Below are 15819 nucleotides of genomic sequence, written 5' to 3'. Positions count from 1 at the left end.
TGGACGCGGCGCGCGCGGCCGAGCTGGAAGCCTGGCTGCAGGCGCACCCCGAACAGGCCGCGCGCGTGGCCGGCTGGAAGCACGATGCCGAGGCATTGCGTGCGGCATGGGCCGGCATCGAGGCCGCGCCGCCGGACGTGGCGGCGCTGCAACGCGCGCGCCACCGGCTCGGCCGCCGCCGCCGCGCGCGCCTGGGCATGGCCGCCGCCTGCGTGCTGGCGCTGGGGTTGGGTGGCACGCTGGGCTGGCAGCTGCGCGAGGTGCAACTGGCGCACGAGCGCCCGCCGATGGCCGACGCGGTGGCCGCCTACCGCCTGTTCGCCGCCGACGCGGCGCCGCTGGAATTCGATGGCGGTGGCCGCGCCGCCCTGCAGGGCTGGCTGCGCACCCATTTCGGCGCGGCTGGCGAGGTGCCGGACCTGCGCTCGCAGGGCTTCGACCTGCGCGGCGGGCGCCTGCTGTCCACGCCGGAAGGCGCGGCGGCGATGCTGGTCTACCAGGACGCCGATGGTGCGCGCATCGGCCTGTACCTGCGCCCGCGCAACGCGCGCATCGGCCAGGGCGAACGCCGCGACGGGCGCCTGCTGGCGCAGTACTGGTCCGAGGGGGCCGCTTCCTTCGCCCTGGTCGGCCCGGCGACGCAGGCCAGCATGCGTCGGCTGGCGCCGCTGCTGCGCGGAGCGGGCTGAGGACGAAAAGCGGGAACGGGCGGGATATTCCCGGTGTCGGTTTGGACCGGGCGGCGCATCGGGCGGCTGCACGCCCGGTTGTCGCCCCGCAGGCAACCGGGCGCGCTTCGCCCTAGACTGCGGCCAACTTCCGAAGCGCCCGAGGTTGCCTGCCATGAACGCCACCGCACGTCCCGTGCTGTACTGGGCGATCGCCGTTTTCGCCCTGCTGTGGAACCTGATCGGCCTGGCGATGTTCTGGGTGCAGGTCACGCTGCCCCCGCAGGCGGTGGCGGCCTTGCCGCCGGACCAGCAGCAGATCCATGCGGCGATGCCCGGCTGGGTCTACGTGTTCTTCGGCATTGCGGTGGTCGGCGGCGTGCTGGGTTCGCTCGGCCTGCTGCTGCGGCGGCGCTGGGCGGTGCCGTTGCTGCTGCTGTCGCTGCTGGGCGTGGCCGTGCAGATGGCGTCGGCCTACGCGACCACGCCGGTGTGGGCGCTGACCGGCATGGCCGGCACGATGTTCCCGCTGCTGCTGGTGGGGGCCTGCCTGCTGCTGTGGTTGTTCGCGCGCCGGGCCGCGGCGTGCGGCTGGTTGCGCTGACGAGCTCGGCTTTGTTCCTCCCGCGCACTGCGCGTGCAGGGGAGAGTCACCGGCGCGACGACCTGGCCGGCTTCGGCGGCGGCATCAGCTCGGCGGTGCGCAGGATCAGCGCGCGCAGGGCGTCGGCGTCGTCCAGCAGTTCGTCGGCCACCGGGTGGTCCTTCGCTACGGGGTAGGGCGGCCGTTGCGGCAGCAGCGGCGCCAGTTCGGCGACCGCCGCGGAGGGCTTGACGAACAGGCTGTTGTCGCAGGCGAAGGCGACCACCTTGCCGTCCACGTAGAAGGCGTATTCGCCGAACATCCTGCGGTGGGTGAGCCGCGCGCCGAGCGCGAGCTGCTCGGCGACGTATTCGACGAAATCGCGGCCGGTGGCCATGCCGGTTCAGCCGCCGTAGCGCGCTTTGAGCATTGCCCAGGCCGAGCGCAGCGCCAGCGCTTCGCCGCCGGCCGGGCGGCCGGGGCGGTCGCCGTCGTTCCATGCGTACACGTCCAGGTGCGCCCACTTCTGGCCTTCGTCGACGAAGCGCTCCAGGTACAGCGCGGCGGTGACGCTGCCGGCCATGCGCGAGCCGGCGTTGGCCAGGTCGGCGATGCCGCTGTGCAGGTAGCGCAGGTACGGCCGCCACAGCGGCATGCGCCACACCGGGTCGCGGGTGGCGTCGCCGGCGTCCAGCCACTGCCGGGCCAGCGTGTCGTCGTTGGCGAACAGCGCCGGCAGGTCCGGGCCGAGGGCGATGCGCGCCGCGCCGGTGAGGGTGGCGAAGTCGAGCAGGGTGTCCGGCTTGTCCTCGCAGGCGTAGGCCAGCGCGTCGCACAGGATCAGGCGGCCCTCGGCGTCGGTGTTGTCGATCTCCACGGTGATGCCCTTGCGGGTGGTGATGACCTCGCCGGGGCGGAAGGCTTCCGGGCCGATGGAGTTTTCCACCGCCGGCACCACCAGTGTCAGCCGCACCGGCAACTGCTGCGCCATCACCAGCCCGGCCAGCGCCAGCGCATGCGCGGCGCCGCCCATGTCCTTCTTCATGTTGCGCATGCCATCGGCGGGTTTGACGTCCAGCCCGCCGGTATCGAAGCACACGCCCTTGCCGACCAGCGCCAGGTGCGGTGCGTCGGGCTGGCCCCAGCGCAGCACGATCAGCCGCGGCGCGCGGTGCGAGGCGCGGCCGACGGCGTGGATGGTGGGGAAGTTCTGCTCCAGCAGTTCGTCGCCGACGATGGCCTCCAGCTCGGCGCCGTGCGCCTGCGCCAGTTCGCGCGCGGCGTCCTCCAGCTGCTGCGGGCCCATGTCCTCGGTGGGCGTGTTGACCCAGTCGCGCACGCGCAGGCAGGCGGCGAGCACGTCGCGCACCTCTGCCGCCGGGGTGGCGACCAGCTGCGCCGGCAGCCGCGCCGGCTTGCGGTAACGGCTGAAGCGGTAGCTGCCCAGGCCCCAGCCCAGTTGCAGGTTGGCGACGTCGGCGTCGGCCAGTTCGCTGGCCAGTTGCCAGCGGCTGCCGGCCGGCAGCGCGAACGGTGCATGCGCATAGGCATAGGCGTCGGCGCGGTCGCCCACGCCCAGCACGGCGCCGGCGACGCCGTCGTCGCCCGGCAGCAGCACCGCGGTGCCCGCCGCCGCGGTGAACTGCTGGTGCTGCAGCCACGCCTGCACGCCGGCCGGTTGCCGTGCGTTCCATGCGGCGAAGCCGTCGCGGTCGAGCACGTGCAGCGGCAGCGCGTGGGTGGAGTCGGTGGTGAAGCCGTTGAGGATGGTCATGTCGTTTCTCGTGGTGCAGCCGGGCGGGGATCAGTGCGGGTGCACGGTGGCGTTGGCGTCGAGCCAGTCGGCCAGCCCGGTGAGGGTGTCGAACTGCAGGTCCGGTTGCAGCCCGGTGTGGGTCCAGGGGTGGGATTCGCGGTTGATCCAGCAGCCGCGCAGGCCGGCGCGGATTGCCCCGGCCACGTCCATCTCGGCATGGTCGCCCACGTGCATCACCTGCGCATGGGCCACGCCTAGCCGCGCGCAGGCGGCGTGGAAGATGCCGGGATCGGGCTTGGCGGCGCCGTGTTCGCGCGCGCCCAGCTGGAAGGCGAACAGTTCGCCGATGCCGATGCGGGCCAGGTCGGCGTTGCCGTTGCTGAGCGCGGCCACCGGCACCCGCGCGGCGATGCGACGCAGCGCGGCCAGGGCGTCGGGGTAGAACTCCACCTGGTTGCGCGCGGCGTAGAACGCATCGAACGCCGGTTCCAGCAGGTCCAGGCTGGCACCGCTGCGCTCCAGCGCCTCGCGCAGGGACAGCCGGCGCAGTTCGCTCAGGTCGTGGTGCAACTGGGGGTTGTCGGCCCAGGTGCGCACGCGCAGCTCGCGCATGGCCTCCACCGGGTACATCGCGGCGGTGGCCGGGCTGTGCGCGCGCATCCAGTCGTGCAGTACCTGGTCGAGGCGGGCACCGATGGGCGCGAACGGCCAGAGCGTGTCGTCCAGGTCGAGGGTGATGGCTAGGACTGGGAAGTTCACCCAGCCATTTTACGGCAGCGGCGCCGGCGAAACCTTGCCTATTCCAGCAATCGCGCCCAGCCCTGCATGCCGTCCAGCCGCGCCAGCACCAGTTTCGCGCAGACCAGCAGCGGCACCGCCAGCAGCAGCCCGACGATGCCCCACAGCCAGCCGAACAACATCAGCGCCAGCACCAGCATCAATGGCGAGATCGCCATGCGCCGGCCCAGCACGATCGGCGTGACCAGCTGCCCTTCCAGCGTGTGCAGTGCCAGGTAGGCCAGCGCCGGCAGCGCCACCGCCAGCGGTTCGCGGAACTGGGTCATGCCCACCAGCAGCATCAGCATGATCCCGACCAGGGGGCCGACGTAGGGCGCGAAGTTCAGCAGCATCGCCACCGTGCCCCACAGCAGGGCCTCGGGCACGGCGATGCCCAGCAGCACCAGCACGCCGGCCAGCGCCAGCCCGACCAGCGCGTTGATGATGGTGATGGCCAGCACGTAGCGCGATATCTCGCGTTCCATCGCGCGCAGGATGTCGGTGGTGAAGCGCTTCTGCTGGCGGTTGGGCAGCAGCGCGATCACCTGCCGTTGCAGGTTCTCGCCGTAGATCATGAAGAACAGCGTCAGCAGCACCACCGCCAGAGCCGAGGCGGCCAGCCGCGGGGTGCGTACCAGCGCCTTGTAGGGGTCGTCGAGCTGGGTGCGGATCACCTCCACCTTGCGGTTGCCTTCGCCGCCGGCGGCACGGGCGAAGCTCTCGGCGGCCTGGTTGGCCTGCTGCATCGGCTTGACGAAGGCCTGCACCTGGCGCGACACCTGCCGCATCTGCTGCGGTGCCTGCTGCACCCATTCGGTGGCCGGGCCGGCCAGCTGCACCGCCAGCGCGCCGGTCGCGGCCAGCCCGCCCAGCACCACCAGCAGCGCGGCGAGGAAGCGCGGCAGGCGCAGCTTCTGCAGCAGGCGGATGATCGGGTTGCCGACCAGCGCGAAGAACATCGCCAGCAGCACCGGCAGGACCACGTCCTGCGCGGCCCACAGGGTGTAGCCCACTGCCAGCGTGGCCAGCACCAGCAGGGCCGTGGACGCGCGCGGGCGCGGCGCCGGCGTGGCCGGTTCGGGAGCGGGTGGAGGCGGAGGCAGGTCGGACGGCAGTGCGGGCATGGCGGCACTCCGGAACGGAAAGGATGCGGCCGGCGGCCGCGCGGATCAGGATTCTGACAGTTCGGTGGCGGCCGCGGCCGCCTGCGGCGGATCGCCGGAAACCGGCTCCGGCGCGGCTGACGGTGCCGGGCCTTCGTCGTCCGCGGCGGCATCCCCGGCGGCCAGCCCCGCCGCGGCCGCCAGCCCGGCTTCGTGCAGGGCGGTGATCGACGCCTGCGCCGAGGCCACCAGCCCGGACACCGAGCCGATCATCTGCAACCAGCGCGCGCCGCTGAAGGCACCGCCGGGTTCCAGCTTGCCGGCCAGGAAACCACCGGCGAGCCCGGCGATGACGATGCGCCCGGGCGTCCAACTGCGGCGCCAGCTCGCATCGAGCGTGTTCCAGTGCCCGGTGGTGTCGTCCATGCGCACCTGCACCACGGCCTCGGCGCGGCGCACGCGGCGCTGCAGGGCATCGAAATTCATGGCGTGCCGTCCCCCGGGAGCTTCACGTCGGCATCGGGATCGTCCTCGGCCGGCTCGTCGAACAGCCCCAGCCGCGACAGCTGCCGCCGCGTGGCGTGCATGCCGGTGTGGTGGAAGAAGTACGACACCCGCCAGATCGCCCAGCCGGTGACGGCCAGGCTGGCCACCGAGGTCAGCAGCAGCGACACGAACCACGACAGCCCGACGTAGTGCAGGAAGGCGATCATCGTCGCAGCCAGCAGCAGCCATGCCGAGGCGCCGAACACGATCGCCACCCCGCTCCACGCCAGCGCGCGGCCGAAGGCGCTGCGCGCCAGGGCGAAATCGGCCGAGGCCAGCCGCCGCAGCGAGCGCAGCGTCTGCCGCGCCGACTGCAGCGTCTCGCGGCCGGCGTCGCCGACTTGGCGGATGCTCTCTTCCAGGCCGGGCGCGGGGTCCGGCGCCGGCTCGGTTTCCGGTGGCGGGGCGTTGTCGCTCACGCCCGGGTCAGTCGTTGCTGCGGGCGAGCTTGGCGATGATCCAGCCGGCGGCGAAGGCCACGCCGAACGAGGCCAGCGGGCGCTCGCGGATCAGGTCGGCGGCGCTGTCGACCAGGTCCTTGCCCTTGTCCATCAGCGCGTCCATCTGCTCCTTCGCCGCGGCGCCGGAGAGCTCGGCGGCGGCCAGCCCGGCCAGCGCGCTGTCGGACAGCTCGGCCTTCATCTGCGCCTTGCCCAGGCGCAGTTCGTCGCCGGCGGCGCCGGCGGCGCCCTTGACCGCTGAGCCTGCGGCGTTGGCGGCGGATTTCAGGTGCCCGCCGGCTTCGCCCAGGTGTTCTTTCATGTTCTCGGTGTTGGTGGGGCTCATCTTGGTCTCCTGGGTTGCGGCAGGGGCGCCGTGTGGATGACAGCAATAGCAGCAAACGGGTGCAGGATTCGTTACGGCCGGGCCGCAGTCAGCGCATCGGCAGCTGGCCCTGGGTGTTGCCTCGCAGGATGCGCAGCACCAGCTGCGGCGGGCGCGGGCTGAAGCTGGCGCGCCAGCTGGCCAGGTCGACGAACTCGCCGCTGGTCGCGGCCAGCACGATGTCGCCGCCGGCCAGGCCCGATTGCGCGGCGCGGCTGCCGCGCGCCACTTCGCTGACCTGCACGCCGCTCAGCCCGGACTGGCGCGCCGACTCGGGCAGGTCGACGAAGGTGGCGCCGGCCAGGCGCGGGTCGAGCGTGTCGCCGGCGATCGCGCGCGGCTGTTCCTTGAGCGTGGCTTCCAACTGCAGCGGCTTGCCGTCGCGGCGCACTTCCAGTTCGACGGTGCGCCCCACCGGCTGCAGGCCCTCGTAATTATGCAGCGCCTGCGCGCTGTCCACGCGCTGGCCGTTGATCGCGGTGATGACGTCGCCGGCCTTGAGCCCGGCCGCGGCCGCGCCGGAGCCGGCCAGCACGCGGGTGACCAGCGCGCCGCGCACTTCGTCCAGGCCCAGCCCGCGCGCGATCTGCGCGCTCAGGTTCTGGGTCTCGATGCCCAGCGTGCCGCGCACCACCACGCCGGTGGTGATCAGCTGCTCGACCACGTCGCGGGCGAGGTTGGAGGGAATGGCCAGGCCCAGGCCGATGTTGCCGGCCATGCTGCCCTGCGGGTTGAAGCTGGCGGTGTTGATGCCGACCAGCTGGCCGCTGAGGTTGACCAGCGCGCCGCCGGAGTTGCCGGGGTTGATCGAGGCGTCGGTCTGGATGAAGTTCTGGTAGCCCAGTCCGCGGATGCCGCTGCGGCCCACCGCCGAGACGATGCCGCTGGTCACCGTCTGGCTGAAGCCGAACGGGTTGCCGATGGCGACCACGAAATCGCCCACGCGCAGCTGGTCGCTGTCGCCCAGCGGCAGCGCGGTGAGCTTGTCGGCGGGGATGCGGATCAGCGCGATGTCGGTGTCGCGGTCCGAGCCGAGGAACTCGGCCTTCACCGTGCGCCCGTCGGCCAGCGTCACCTGCACGTCGTCGGCGTCCTCGATGACGTGGTGGTTGGTCAGCACGTAGCCCTTGGCCGCGTCGATGATCACGCCCGAGCCCAGCGATTCGTTGATCCGCTCCTGCGGCACCTGCGGGAACAGGCGGCGGAAGAACGGGTCGTCGAAGAACGGGTTGCGCACCCGCACCACCTGCTTGGTGTTGACGCTGACCACCGCCGGCATCGCCCGCTCCAGCATCGGCGCCAGAGAGGCCACCGGCTGCCCGGCCACGCTGGCCGGCAATGCGCTGGTGGCCGGCAGCAGGGCGGCGCTGGCGGCTTCGGCGCGGTTGTCCAGGTGGGCGTCGATGGCGGTGGCGGTGAAGCCGCCGAAGGCGGCGGCCAGTGCCAGGGTGAGCAGGGTCGGGAACGGTCGCATGAGTCCGGTGGTTCCAATGCATGGCGCGGGGCGCGCCGGGGTGGATTGCTGAACGCGAGTGTGGCCGCAGCCGGCTAAATCGACAATGAAACCGGTCGCGCCGGCGCAAACGCAGGGCGGCCAAGCCCTGCGCCGATTGCAAGGGGCGCAGGGCAGATTTTTCGTTTGACATCACTTGGGCCGTGGGTAAGCTTGGCCCGGTCATCAGCCACAAGATGTTGGGTTGGTGTGAAGAATGCCCCCAAGTGGTAGGGTTCCGGCCAGGAGCGCGGGCCAGCTCGTGCAAGAGCTGCGATGCCACCTCGCACGCTGCGGAGCGCCGCGCGGTTTCGCGCCATCGCCGTTCCGCAGGACCCTGCCGCGCCGGGCCACGGCAACCGCACCGCAAGGTGCACAAGGAGAGTTCCCATCATCATGAGTACGGTGCGTCTGGAAGTGGTCGGCAATCACACCCGTTCGGATCTGGTACCGATGCAGCCTGCCTCGCAGGACATCTGGGACAAGAAGTACCGCCTCAAGACCAAGGCCGGCGAAGCGCTGGATGCCGACATCGACGGCACCTACCAGCGCGTGGCGCGCGCCCTGGCCGACGCCGAGGGCAGCGACGACAAGCGCGCCTACTGGTACGAGCGCTTCGTCTGGGCGCTGCGCCGCGGCGCGATCCCGGCCGGCCGCATCACCTCCAACGCCGGCGCGCAGGAACACAAGCCGGCCACCAGCACCATCAACTGCACCGTGTCGGGCACCATCACCGATTCGATGGACGGCATCCTGGAGAAGGTGCACGAGGCCGGCCTGACCCTGAAGGCCGGCTGCGGCATCGGCTACGAGTTCTCGACGCTGCGCCCGCGCGGCGCATTCGTCGCCGGCGCCGGCGCCTACACCTCCGGGCCGATGTCGTTCATGGATATCTACGACAAGATGTGCTTCACCGTGTCCTCGGCCGGTGGCCGCCGCGGCGCGCAGATGGGCACCTTCGACGTGTCGCACCCGGACGTGAAGGACTTCATCCGCGCCAAGCGCGAGGACGGCCGCCTGCGCCAGTTCAACCTGTCGCTGCTGATCACCGACGGCTTCATGGACGCGGTCAACGACGACGCCGACTGGCCGCTGGTGTTCCCGATCAACGTCAAGGAACAGGCCGAATTGGACCCGGCCAGCGGCGAGGAAGTGGTGTGGCGCGAATGGCCGACCCACGAGAACTACATCGTCCGCGACGACGGCCTGGTGGCCTGCCGGGTGTACGGGCACATCCGCGCCCGTCACCTGTGGGACATGATCATGGTCTCGACGTATGACTACGCCGAGCCGGGCTTCATCCTGATCGACCGCGTCAACGAGATGAACAACAACTGGTGGTGCGAGAACATCCGTGCCACCAACCCCTGCGGCGAGCAGCCGCTGCCGCCGTACGGGGCCTGCCTGCTGGGTTCGGTGAACCTGACCAAGTTCGTGCGCGACCCGTTCACCGACAAGGCCAGCTTCGACTGGGACGAGTACAAGGAAGTGGTGCGCGTGTTCACCCGCATGCTCGACAACGTGGTCGAGGTCAACGGCCTGCCGCTGGAGCAGCAGCGCAACGAGATCATGCGCAAGCGCCGCCACGGCATGGGCTTCCTCGGCCTGGGCAGCACCCTGACCATGCTGCGCATGAAGTACGGCTCGGCCGAATCGTGCGAGTTCACCGAGGCCATCGCCCGCGACATGGCCATCGCCGGCTGGGAAACCGGGCTGGAGCTGGCGCGCGAGAAGGGCCCGGCGCCGATCATGGAGGAAGCCTTCGAGGTCACCGCCGCGATGCTGCGCCAGCGCCCGGAAATGCGCGCCGACGGCTGGAAGGTGGGCCAGAAGATCCAGGGCAAGGTGCTGCATGCGCGCTACAGCCGCTACATGCAGCGCATCGCCACGGTGGCGCCGGAACTGGTGGACGAACTGGTCGAGACCGGCTCGCGCTTCACCCACCACAGCTCGATCGCGCCGACCGGCACCATCAGCCTGTCGCTGGCCAACAACGCCTCCAACGGCATCGAGCCCAGCTTCGCCCACCATTACAGCCGCAACGTGATCCGCGAGGGCAAGAAGAGCAAGGAGAAGGTGGACGTGTTCTCCTTCGAGCTGCTGGCCTACCGCGAGCTGGTGAACCCGAAGGCGATGCCGTTCGCGGAAGAACCCGGCGCGCAGCTGCCGGACTACTTCATCGCCGCCGACGACATCTCGCCGAAGGAGCACGTGGACGTGCAGGCCGCCGCGCAGAAGTGGGTGGACAGCTCTATCTCCAAGACCGCCAACGTACCGACCGACTACCCGTACGAGGACTTCAAGGACATCTACCGCTACGCCCACCAGCAGGGCCTGAAGGGCTGCACCACGTTCCGCTTCAACCCGGCCGCCTTCCAGGGCGTGCTGGTCAAGGAGCAGGACCTGGAGAACACCACCTATCGCTTCGAGCTGGAGGACGGCAACGTCGTCGAGGTCAAGGGCAACGAGCAGATCGAGTACGACGGCGAGATGCACACCGCCGCGAACCTGTTCGATGCGCTTAAAGAGGGGTATTACGGCAAGTTCTGAGGAAGGCTCACGGCAAGTTTTGATGAAGGTTCCCGGCACCCCCTAAAGCACCTTCCCCATCGCTCCGCCGGCAAGGCGGGCGATGGGCGCCGTGGCGCCACCACGGCGCGTTCATGCTCCGCGTTCCACGCTTGATCCGCTTCGCAACAGCATCGCCAACGTCACGAACCGATGCCCCCGGAGGGCTTTATGAGCAATGGTAATGGTGTGGCGGCGACCGTCTCCCAGGTTGCCGAGAACGTGAAGGAAACCGCCGTCGACCTGGGCGAGTCGCTCGCCGCCGGCGCCAGCCAGGCCGTCGCGGCGGTCAGGACCGGTGCGAAGAAGGCCGGCGCCAGCGCGAAAAAACAGGCCGGCAAGGTGAAGAAGGCGGTGAAGAAGGCCGAGAAGGTCGTCGCGAAAAAGGCTGCCACCGCCAGGAAGGCGGTCAAGAAGCAGGTGTCCTCGGTGCGCCAGAAGCTGGAGGCGGCCAAGGCCAGCGCCAAGGCCGAAGCCGCCGGTCTGAAGAAGAAGGGCGCCGGCAAGCGCGCCGCCGCGAAGAAGGCCGTGGCCGGTGCCGAAAAGAAGGCCGCCAGGAAGGTGGCCTCGGCGAAGAAGACGGTGAAGGCCGCCGAAAAGAAAGTCGCCAAGGCCGTTGCCAAGAAGGCCACCGCGGCGAAGAAAACGGTGAAGAAGGCCGCGAAGAAGGTCACCAAGAAAGCCGCCGTTGCCAGGAAGGCGGTGAAGAAGGTCGAGAAAAAAGTGGCGAAGAAGGCCACCGCGGCGAAGAAGACCGCCACCCGGAAGGCCGCCACCACGAAGAAAGCGGTGAAGAAAGCCGTCCGCAAGTAACAACACGCCGCATCGCGTCCCCCGCCCGGCAGGGCGGGGACGCTGCAACCCGCATCGCAACGCATGACCAGGACACGCAACATGGCCGTCAAGATCGACAAGAAAATCAAGGGTTATTCCGTCATCACCGCGGACGGGAAGGGCAAGGAAGCGGCGGCCAAGGCCCCGGTCGTGGCGGCCGCCCCGGATGCCGCGGCGGAAAGCAACATCGTGCACATGCACGAGCGCATCGAGCGCCCGGACGTGCTGGTCGGCAGCACCTACAAGATCAAGTCGCCGCTGGTGGAGCACGCCTTCTACGTGACCATCAACGACATCGTGCTCAACGCCGGCACCGAGCACGAGCTGCGCCGCCCGTTCGAGATCTTCATCAACTCCAAGTCGATGGAGCACTTCCAGTGGATCGTGGCGCTGACCCGCATCATGTCCGCGGTGTTCCGCAAGGGTGGCGACGTCACCTTCATCGTCGACGAGATGAAGGCCGTGTTCGACCCCAAGGGCGGCTACTTCAAGGCCGGCGGCGTCTACATGCCGTCGCTGGTGGCCGAACTGGGCTCCATCGTCGAGGACCACATGAAGTCCATCGGCCTGCTGCACGACCCGGAGATGAGCGCCCACCAGCGCGCGCTGATCGCCGAGAAGCGCAAGCAGTTCGAGGACCGTTCAAAAAAAAACGGTGACGCCGTAGCCGCCGCCCCCGCCAAGCGCGAGGAGGACGTGGAGGTCACCGGCGAAGGCACCAGCTTCCCGCCCAGCGCCAGCATGTGCCACAAGTGCAGCACCAAGGCGCTGGTGATCCTGGATGGGTGCCAGACCTGCTTGAATTGCGGGTACAGCAAGTGCGGGTGATGGGCTGACTGCCTGTCTGTGAAAGCGCGGGGCCAGGTGCTTGAACAGCCCTGGCCCATTTCCGTTGCGGAGAGTTTCGTCCTTCCGGGCGCGTCGTGATGGTTGGCGCTGCTGCGGACGGTGGAAGCGGGAAGGGCCCAGATGTCCTTCGCCAGGATACCCAGCTCAGGGCAGCACGTAGAGTGTCTGCGCGGGATAGTCGGCCACCATGCGCAGGCGTGAAAACGCCGAGCCGCCGATGGCACCCTCGACCGGGGCGTCGGTCATCGACGACATGTATTCGGTGAAGCTCCTGTCCGGGCGCATGGCAAACCATGCCGGTCCCGCATCCGCGCCGGCAATACGTACGTTCGGCACCTGGATCATCGGCATGGCGCCATCGCCTTTCAGCGCCACCGGCCAATCCGGGTGCGCATCGCGCCACTTGCGGTATTGGCGGGCGGTGATGAAGCTGCCCGCCACGCGGGCGCCTTCCCTCCTGCCCAGCGCTCTTGCGCCATCCGGACCCAGCCGCAGTTCGGCACCGGTGTCGAACAACAGGTCGAGCTGCTCGCCATCGATCTCGACCTGGACGCGTGGCCAGTACATGTCGTGGTTCGGCAGCATGGTCAGTGGCGTGCTGCGGGCGTTGGCGGGCGCCTGCCAACCTTCTAGGATGCTGAGCGATCTGGAGGGATAGTCGAATTCCCATACCCGTCCGGCGAACCAGCGACTGCCAAGAAATCCCTCGTCTAGCATGGGACCTTCGCCAAAGCCTTCCTCCGGCACAACCGCCAGCCGGCCCTCCAGGAACCTGTCGTGTTCGGCGGCGGGAAGGTCGGCGTCGCCGGCGAACGTGGGCCACTGCACGGTCCTGATCGGGGGGTGCCCTTGTTCCACTACGTCGGCACCGGCAGCCAGGCCCAGCCGCAGGGCGGCGTCTTCGCGGATCATGTTCAAGCCGCCGCCACTGTCGGTGTAAAAAAGCACGGTGGTGCCATCGGCGGACCGGGGTGCGACGAAGATGCGCTGGTGCTCGAATCGGGTCGGTAGCCGCGTGCGCGCAGGCGCTTCCCGCGATTCGCCGCTCCGGGCCGCGACGACGACGCTGGTGGGAGCAATGGTGAGAAGCATGGCGGCGGCGACAGTGGTACAGCGTGACGGCAGCTTCATGCGAAGGCACATCCTCTGTCTTTGTTGGATGCCCGATCGTGGCAAACCCCGATGCGCCCGTCCACGGACGAAGGTCATGGGAAGTGGCGCGGATCAGGCCGGTGCCAGCGGTCCTTGCAACGGGCGGTCACAAGAGGGTGTCGAGCCGCATGCCGGTCCGCCGGGGCCACGTGCTGCATGGAAGACGGGGATTGGAATCGATTTTTCGCACGGTTCCCTTCCCGGGGATTCCCGTGCGACGAAAGAGGGAATGACTTTGGACCTGCTTGATCCGTTTGCCGCGTCGATGGAGGCTGTCAGGCAATCGAGGTGATGCAATGCAGGTGAGGTTGCCATGACGACGAATGGATCCGGATGGCGCGTGCTGGCTGCCTTTTTGTTGGCGCTGCCGCTGGCAGCGGAAGCGCAGGACACGTGCCCTGACCGTTCCGGCTATGCCCCGGCGCGCGAAATCATCGCCGACCTCGGGCATATCGTCTCGCCCGACGGCGTGCAGGAGGCGTACGCGGCGAAGGTCGGCGGCATCGAGCAGTGGGTGAACGTGCGCGGACAGGACCGCGGCAACCCGCTGCTGCTGTTCGTCCACGGCGGGCCGGCCTCGCCGGTGATTCCCACGCTGTGGCAGTTCCAGCGGCCGCTGGAGGAATACTTCACCGTGGTCAATTACGACCAGCGCGGCGCCGGGAAGACGCTGCTGCTCAACCCGCAGGCGGAAGTGGCCGGCACGCTGCACATCCAGCGCTACGTGGACGATGCCATCGAGCTGGCCGACCAGCTGCGCCAGCGTTACCACAAGCGCAAGCTGGTGCTGGTCGGCCACAGCTGGGGCACGGTGGTGGCGATGCAGGCGGCGTTGCAGCGACCGGACCTGTTCCACGCCTACGTCGGCATCGGCCAGGTGATCGACGTGCGCACCAACGAGCAGGTCAGTTTCGATTACGGCCTGCGCACCGCGCGCGAGCACGGCAACGCCGAGGCGGTGCGCGAGATGGAATCCATCGCGCCGTATCCCGGCGACCGGCCGATCACCCGCGAGCGCATCGTCATCGCCCGCAAGTGGCCGCAGCACTACGGCGGGCTCAGCGCCTACCGCAGCGAGTCCGACTATTTCTTCCGCGGGCCGCGGCTGTCGCCGGACTACGACGACGCCGCGCGCTGCGCGATCGACGCCGGCAGCGTGTTCACGCTGGGGCGGTTGCTGGACGAGTTCCTGCAGGTGGACTACAGCGGCGTGAAGGAATTTCCCGTGCCGGTGGTGATGTTCATGGGCCGCCACGACTACACCACGCCCTCGGCGCCGACCGCCGCCTGGCTGGCGCAGGTGCGCGCGCCGTACAAGCAGGGCGTCTGGTTCGAGCACTCCGCGCACATGATGCCGTGGGAGGAACCGGGCAAGACCCTGGTCAGCCTGCTGGAGCATGTGCGGCCGCTGGCCGTGGAGGGGGAGGCGGGCGACAGGTGATCGCGGCGGTGCGACTTGCCGCGGCCGGGCTGGATTATGATCGGCGTGGTTTCGACAACAAGGGAAGTCGCATGGCACCGCCAAGACACTATGGATGGATGTTGGGAATGGCCACGGCAGTGGTGTTGGCGGCATGCAGCGCCCCGAGCGAACCACCGGCAACCGCGGCACCGCCGGCCGCTCCGGAAACGCCTGCGGAGGTTGCCGAACCGGTGCCGGATACGGCGGTGGTGCATGCGCCGGCCACCGCGCCGCGCGCCTGCATGATCGCCGGCGAATTCCACCTGCTCGGGCAGGTCATCCGCTCGCGCGACTGCGTGCAGCTGGCCGGCGGTTCCACCGAGGCGGAGCTGCAACGCGCATGCGAGGGACTGGCGCAGGTGTCGGCGCAGATGGGCGGCAAGGCCGGCGAGATCACCTACATGCAGGGTTGCCCGTCGCCGTCGCAGGGCAGTTGCAGGGGAATTTTCGGCAAGAGCTTCGATGGCTACTACTACGAGCGCTCGGCCGACGACCTGGCCGATCTGCCGGCCAGCTGCGCACAGGGTGGCGGTACCTGGGTGGCGGATTGAAGCCTTGCCGGTGGCGCGGCTTGCATGCCGGCCGCCGGCACCCCAGATTGGCGGCATCGTCGCCGCCCGTGGGGCACCTGCATGCGTGGTCTTGATTTCAGTTCGTGGCAGGCCGTGCTCACCACCCTGCTGGGGTTGGCGATCGTCACCCTGATCGGCGTGGGTATCCGCCTGGTGGTGATGCAGACCCTGCAACAGCGGCGCGAGCGCGAGAACCGGCAGATCAACGAGCGCCTGCGCACGCTGATCGCCGCCTACAAGACGCTGGGCGGTTCGTTCACCGGCGACCTCGGCGTGAACCCGAAGCACCTGCGCGAGCTGCGCGCGCAGGGCGAGGCACAGGGCGATGCCGGCTCGGAGCGGGCGCGGCGCATCCGCGACGCGGTGGAGGCGGCGTTGTCGGACATCCTGCTGCTCGGTACCGACGAACAGGTGCAGCTGGCGGCGCAGGCGGCCGCCGAGCTGGCGCAGGGGCGCCCGGTGCATACCGACGCGCTGGTGGTGTCGCTGCGCGATTTCATCCGCCACGCGCTGGACCTGGCGCCGATCCCGCGCGACCTGCCGATCCCGCCGCAGGGGCCGACGCGACCGGCGTCGGGGGCGGCCGGCAAGGGCCGCAAGGACGAGGCCGGCGGGGGCGGCAAGGGCGGCGG

At 69.6% G+C, this 15819-nt stretch carries 17 protein-coding genes; 8 read left to right on the top strand and 9 right to left on the bottom strand.

Annotation, left to right across the window (positions count from 1 at the left end):
* Together ABB34_RS13800 and ABB34_RS13795 are read left to right on the top strand one after the other, a co-directional pair.
* Positions 1-689: anti-sigma factor family protein (locus ABB34_RS13800; protein WP_057641956.1), on the top strand; the 689-nt coding region annotated here is incomplete at its 5' end.
* A gap of 154 nt (positions 690-843) precedes the next feature.
* The gene (locus ABB34_RS13795) at positions 844-1272 is read left to right on the top strand and encodes a hypothetical protein (protein ID WP_057641955.1); all 429 of its coding nucleotides are present in this window, start codon (positions 844-846) and stop codon (positions 1270-1272) included.
* 46 nt (positions 1273-1318) lie between these two features.
* Here the strand turns inward: ABB34_RS13795 and ABB34_RS13790 are convergent, their stop codons facing one another.
* The 8 genes from ABB34_RS13790 to ABB34_RS13755 form a co-directional block, all read right to left on the bottom strand.
* Positions 1319-1648: a TfoX/Sxy family protein gene (locus ABB34_RS13790; protein ID WP_057641954.1), complete on the bottom strand. Its 330-nt coding sequence runs from the start codon at positions 1646-1648 to the stop codon at positions 1319-1321.
* Between the two features lie 6 nt (positions 1649-1654).
* Positions 1655-3025 carry a leucyl aminopeptidase family protein gene (locus ABB34_RS13785; RefSeq protein ID WP_057641953.1) on the bottom strand — a complete coding sequence of 457 codons (1371 nt, stop codon included), beginning with the start codon at positions 3023-3025 and terminating at the stop codon, positions 1655-1657.
* Between the two features lie 30 nt (positions 3026-3055).
* Positions 3056-3766, bottom strand: a complete 711-nt coding sequence (locus ABB34_RS13780; RefSeq protein ID WP_057641952.1) for an HAD family hydrolase — start codon at positions 3764-3766, stop codon at positions 3056-3058.
* A gap of 38 nt (positions 3767-3804) precedes the next feature.
* On the bottom strand, positions 3805-4908 hold the full coding sequence (locus tag ABB34_RS13775) for an AI-2E family transporter (RefSeq protein WP_057641951.1): 1104 nt from the start codon (positions 4906-4908) through the stop codon (positions 3805-3807).
* A gap of 45 nt (positions 4909-4953) precedes the next feature.
* Complete coding sequence (locus ABB34_RS13770) at positions 4954-5373, bottom strand: hypothetical protein (RefSeq protein WP_057641950.1); 420 nt, start codon at positions 5371-5373, stop codon at positions 4954-4956.
* Positions 5370-5852 carry a phage holin family protein gene (locus ABB34_RS13765; RefSeq protein ID WP_057641949.1) on the bottom strand — a complete coding sequence of 161 codons (483 nt, stop codon included), beginning with the start codon at positions 5850-5852 and terminating at the stop codon, positions 5370-5372. Before ABB34_RS13765 ends, ABB34_RS13770 begins: the two co-directional genes overlap by 4 nt.
* Positions 5853-5859: 7 nt before the next feature.
* Positions 5860-6219: a hypothetical protein gene (locus tag ABB34_RS13760; RefSeq protein WP_057641948.1), complete on the bottom strand. Its 360-nt coding sequence runs from the start codon at positions 6217-6219 to the stop codon at positions 5860-5862.
* Between the two features lie 88 nt (positions 6220-6307).
* Positions 6308-7732 carry a Do family serine endopeptidase gene (locus ABB34_RS13755; RefSeq protein WP_057641947.1) on the bottom strand — a complete coding sequence of 475 codons (1425 nt, stop codon included), beginning with the start codon at positions 7730-7732 and terminating at the stop codon, positions 6308-6310.
* A gap of 414 nt (positions 7733-8146) precedes the next feature.
* Here ABB34_RS13755 and ABB34_RS13750 point away from each other — a divergent pair, with 414 nt between their 5' ends.
* The 3 genes from ABB34_RS13750 (at position 8147) to ABB34_RS13740 (ending at position 11980) form a co-directional block, all read left to right on the top strand.
* Positions 8147-10300: an adenosylcobalamin-dependent ribonucleoside-diphosphate reductase gene (locus ABB34_RS13750; protein WP_057641946.1), complete on the top strand. Its 2154-nt coding sequence runs from the start codon at positions 8147-8149 to the stop codon at positions 10298-10300.
* 189 nt (positions 10301-10489) lie between these two features.
* Positions 10490-11131: a hypothetical protein gene (locus ABB34_RS13745; RefSeq protein ID WP_057641945.1), complete on the top strand. Its 642-nt coding sequence runs from the start codon at positions 10490-10492 to the stop codon at positions 11129-11131.
* Between the two features lie 81 nt (positions 11132-11212).
* Positions 11213-11980 (top strand): TSCPD domain-containing protein, encoded by a 768-nt coding sequence (locus tag ABB34_RS13740; protein ID WP_057641944.1) that lies wholly within the window; start codon positions 11213-11215, stop codon positions 11978-11980.
* Between the two features lie 165 nt (positions 11981-12145).
* Here ABB34_RS13740 and ABB34_RS15740 read toward each other — a convergent pair whose 3' ends face one another.
* Positions 12146-13132 (bottom strand): hypothetical protein, encoded by a 987-nt coding sequence (locus ABB34_RS15740; RefSeq protein ID WP_057641943.1) that lies wholly within the window; start codon positions 13130-13132, stop codon positions 12146-12148.
* 361 nt (positions 13133-13493) lie between these two features.
* On the opposite strand from ABB34_RS15740, the gene ABB34_RS13730 reads away from it, so the two are divergent.
* The 3 genes from ABB34_RS13730 to ABB34_RS13720 form a co-directional block, all read left to right on the top strand.
* Positions 13494-14594, top strand: a complete 1101-nt coding sequence (locus ABB34_RS13730; protein WP_245625459.1) for an alpha/beta hydrolase — start codon at positions 13494-13496, stop codon at positions 14592-14594.
* Between the two features lie 107 nt (positions 14595-14701).
* Entirely contained in the window at positions 14702-15166 is a 465-nt protein-coding gene (locus ABB34_RS13725) for a hypothetical protein (protein WP_245625458.1), read from the top strand.
* Positions 15167-15247: 81 nt separating this feature from the next.
* The coding region (locus ABB34_RS13720; protein WP_057641940.1) for a hypothetical protein at positions 15248-15819 on the top strand (572 nt) is incomplete at its 3' end.

The sequence above is a fragment of the Stenotrophomonas daejeonensis genome (assembly GCF_001431505.1).
In the GTDB taxonomy this organism is placed as follows: domain Bacteria; phylum Pseudomonadota; class Gammaproteobacteria; order Xanthomonadales; family Xanthomonadaceae; genus Stenotrophomonas; species Stenotrophomonas daejeonensis.
Note: the sequence above shows the minus strand (reverse complement) of the source record. Positions and strands in the feature narration are given on the sequence as shown.

Bases quoted from the DNA above. Each gene is read 5' to 3' on its own strand.
- ABB34_RS13795 (WP_057641955.1), top strand. From the start codon at position 844: ATGAACGCCACCGCACGTCCCGTGCTGTACTGGGCGATCGCCGTTTTC.
- ABB34_RS13790 (WP_057641954.1), bottom strand. From the start codon at position 1,648: ATGGCCACCGGCCGCGATTTCGTCGAATACGTCGCCGAGCAGCTCGCG.
- ABB34_RS13785 (WP_057641953.1), bottom strand. From the start codon at position 3,025: ATGACCATCCTCAACGGCTTCACCACCGACTCCACCCACGCGCTGCCG.
- ABB34_RS13775 (WP_057641951.1), bottom strand. From the start codon at position 4,908: ATGCCCGCACTGCCGTCCGACCTGCCTCCGCCTCCACCCGCTCCCGAA.
- ABB34_RS13770 (WP_057641950.1), bottom strand. From the start codon at position 5,373: ATGAATTTCGATGCCCTGCAGCGCCGCGTGCGCCGCGCCGAGGCCGTG.
- ABB34_RS13760 (WP_057641948.1), bottom strand. From the start codon at position 6,219: ATGAGCCCCACCAACACCGAGAACATGAAAGAACACCTGGGCGAAGCC.
- ABB34_RS13755 (WP_057641947.1), bottom strand. From the start codon at position 7,732: ATGCGACCGTTCCCGACCCTGCTCACCCTGGCACTGGCCGCCGCCTTC.
- ABB34_RS13750 (WP_057641946.1), top strand. From the start codon at position 8,147: ATGAGTACGGTGCGTCTGGAAGTGGTCGGCAATCACACCCGTTCGGAT.
- ABB34_RS13745 (WP_057641945.1), top strand. From the start codon at position 10,490: ATGAGCAATGGTAATGGTGTGGCGGCGACCGTCTCCCAGGTTGCCGAG.
- ABB34_RS13740 (WP_057641944.1), top strand. From the start codon at position 11,213: ATGGCCGTCAAGATCGACAAGAAAATCAAGGGTTATTCCGTCATCACC.
- ABB34_RS15740 (WP_057641943.1), bottom strand. From the start codon at position 13,132: ATGAAGCTGCCGTCACGCTGTACCACTGTCGCCGCCGCCATGCTTCTC.
- ABB34_RS13725 (WP_245625458.1), top strand. From the start codon at position 14,702: ATGGCCACGGCAGTGGTGTTGGCGGCATGCAGCGCCCCGAGCGAACCA.